This is a genomic window from Synechococcus sp. B60.1 (assembly GCF_047462555.1).
GTDB lineage: Bacteria > Cyanobacteriota > Cyanobacteriia > Thermostichales > Thermostichaceae > Thermostichus.
Genome location: NZ_JANSJN010000169.1, coordinates 1 through 2,621, shown reverse-complemented (window position 1 = coordinate 2,621; position 2,621 = coordinate 1). Strand labels below are relative to the sequence as shown.

Here is a 2,621-nt window from a genome sequence, read left to right as displayed (position 1 = left end):
TGGGGCATTGGCAAGGCCGGTCGCAACAACGGCGTGTTGTTTCTCATCTCGGTGGGGGATCGGCGGGTGGAAATTGAAACTGGCAGGGGTTTGGCCACCATCCTTCCCAACAGCCGCGTTCAGCAGATTATCGACGAGCAAATCCTACCCAGATTTCGCAATAGGGATTTCGATGGCGGCACCTTGGCAGGAGTACGGCAGTTAACTGCAGTGCTGCAGGGGCAGCCAGTTGCCGAGGTTCAGGCTTCCACCGCCCTTTCCAATGCAGCCGTTCCTCGAGCAGGTGGAACGGGATCCCTGGCTGCTGCTCAAAGCTCCCTGGAAGGAATCCTGCTGCTCTTGGGGATTATCATCCTGGGGGTGGGGTGGCAGCGCTCCCGCCAGCCGGTCTATCTCAAGGCCGAGCGGGGAGGAGCGAAAGTCCTGTCGCTAACACGCCGCGAGCAGGGAACAATGGCTGTCCTCTCCTCGCTGCAGAGCGACCCCATTCGCCTGCTTCTCTATTCTGGCTCCCTCTGCCTTGGTCTTTTCCTGTTGTCGGCCAGCGGTAACTGGCTGGTACTGGTGCTGCCCTTCCTGGCAGTTGTGACCACCGACGGCATCTTGGGCTCGAAGCGTGGGATCCCGTTTCAGCCAGTGGTGTGTCAAAGCTGCGGTCGGCCCCTGCGCCCCATCCAGCCGCAAGTTCTGGATAAGCAACTTCCCCCAGCGCATCGCCTGGCCAAAAGCCAGCGCAGAGCCCGCTACTACGGCTGGTTTTGCCCCGCCTGTCAGGGGATGGCCGTGGTCGTGCGCGAAGGCACCTCCTGTCGCCACCTTTATTGCCCCCGGTGTCAAGCCCTTACCCTTGACCTCACTACCCAGATTCTCCAGGAAGCAACCTATTCCTCCAGCGGTTTGAAGTTGGAGATCCTAACCTGCCCGATTTGCCAGTACCGTAGCGAGAGAACAGTGGTGATCCCGCCACTTAGGGACAGTGACTCCGAGAGGGATTCTGGAAGTACCTCTGATAGCTCTGATAGAGACTCTGATAGAGATTTCGGGGGCGGCAGCAGTGACGGCGGCGGAGCAGGCGGCAGTTGGTGAGACCCAACTCTAGAGATTTCTCTATCGATTGAACAAGGGGGTTGGGCTTCTCTTAAATCCGCCGGGACAGTACAGTGGTAAGGGAGCAGCGATAGCGATTTGTTAAGGACGAAGATCCCATGACCCTTGCAGAAGGCGTGCAACTGGTTACCTTTGGGGTGCTCTCGGCGATGGCCATTGGCTTTGCCCTAGGAGTGGTTTGGGCCCCTAACATCGTCTATTCCGGCTTTCTCTTGGGGGGCGTTTTCCTGAGCATGGCTGGGCTGTACCTCCTCTTGAATGCCGATTTTGTGGCTGCCGCTCAAGTGTTGATCTACGTCGGCGCCGTCAACGTACTGATCCTGTTCGCCATCATGCTGGTGAACCGGCGCTACACCTTTGCTCCTCTGAAACTGGGCTGGCTGCGCAATGGAGTGACGGCGGTGGTGTCTTTGGGTCTGTTTGCCCTGCTCACCGTGATGGCGTTCAACGCCCCTTGGCCTCTGCAGGCGATCCAGCCTCTAAGCAGTGCTCTGGTGATTGGCGGGCATTTCTTTAGCGATTATCTGTTGCCGTTTGAACTGGCTTCTGTTTTGCTGCTGATGGCGTTGATCGGGGCCATTGTCGTGGCGCGTCGAGAGTCTGTTGCTCCCGAAGCCGGAGAAGGCGATCTGAGTCTGCTGGAGCGAGCCCGACCCCAGCTTGAAGCCGAGTCAGAACGGCGAGCAGAGTTGGTAAGCACCCGTTAAACCCGATTGCTTCGGACGTACAGCCCAGAGTTTTCCTGGTACCCCTCTCATCTGTATCCACTGGAGCCTCTTGCGATGTTGCAACTGCAGTTTTTTTTGGTGGTGGCGGCAGTTCTTTTTTGCATCGGCATCTACGGCTTGATCGTCAGTCGCAACGCCATTCGGGTGTTGATGTCGATTGAGCTGATGCTCAACGCGGTGAACCTCAACTTTATGGCCTTCTCCAACTTTGTTGACTCCAGCTTGATTCGCGGCCAGGTGTTTTCCGTGTTCGTCATCACCGTGGCGGCTGCCGAGGCGGCAGTGGGCTTGGCCATTGTGTTGGGGATCTACCGCAACCGGGCCACCATCGACATGGAGAGCTTCAACCTGCTCAAGTGGTAGCTCTTTTCCCAGAAAAACAAGGAGAGCGCTGCCAGAGGATCCCCTTCTTGGCAGAGAGCTCTGGCAGCTTCATCTTTCTAGTGGCAACAACTCAACTCGGGAGCCGGCTGAAGTAAGCACCCAGTTAACGCTCGCTATCGGGAAAGTAAAGTGCCAGAGCTAGCTGCTGGCAGGCTGGTCACGGCCGCCTGGGGCGATCGACAGCAAGGACGCTCGGTGAGTCTACGTGAAGGCCAGAACGCTCATATAAGCCAAGGCCCCCACTAGAGGCAAGAAGATTAACAGCCCCAGCCATCGAGATTTGTTGAGCCGGGGCGGGATGGCAAAGATTACCCAGATGAAGAAAATTAGGTTGACTAAGGGAATAAAAAAGAGGAGAACCCACCACCCTGGCTTGCCGCTGTCTCTAAAACACATCTGAAG

The 2,621-nt window shown here is 57.2% G+C and carries 4 protein-coding genes; 3 read left to right on the top strand and 1 reads right to left on the bottom strand.

What is annotated here, in order from left to right:
- The 3 genes from NW863_RS12720 to nuoK form a co-directional block, all read left to right on the top strand.
- Nucleotides 1-1,086: TPM domain-containing protein (locus NW863_RS12720; protein ID WP_414366801.1), on the top strand; the 1,086-nt coding region annotated here is incomplete at its 5' end.
- 119 nt (nt 1,087-1,205) lie between these two features.
- Nucleotides 1,206-1,814, top strand: coding sequence for an NADH-quinone oxidoreductase subunit J (locus NW863_RS12715; RefSeq protein WP_414366800.1), 609 nt, complete (start codon nt 1,206-1,208; stop codon nt 1,812-1,814).
- Nucleotides 1,815-1,892: 78 nt separating this feature from the next.
- Complete coding sequence (gene nuoK / locus NW863_RS12710; RefSeq protein WP_414366802.1) at nt 1,893-2,198, top strand: NADH-quinone oxidoreductase subunit NuoK; 306 nt, start codon at nt 1,893-1,895, stop codon at nt 2,196-2,198.
- Nucleotides 2,199-2,420: 222 nt separating this feature from the next.
- On the opposite strand, the gene NW863_RS12705 is transcribed toward nuoK, so the two are convergent.
- On the bottom strand, nt 2,421-2,621 hold a 201-nt coding region (locus NW863_RS12705), incomplete at its 5' end, for a hypothetical protein (RefSeq protein ID WP_414366798.1).

Coding starts and splice junctions, on each gene's coding strand:
- NW863_RS12715 (WP_414366800.1), top strand. CDS start 1,206: ATGACCCTTGCAGAAGGCGTGCAACTGGTTACCTTTGGGGTGCTCTCG.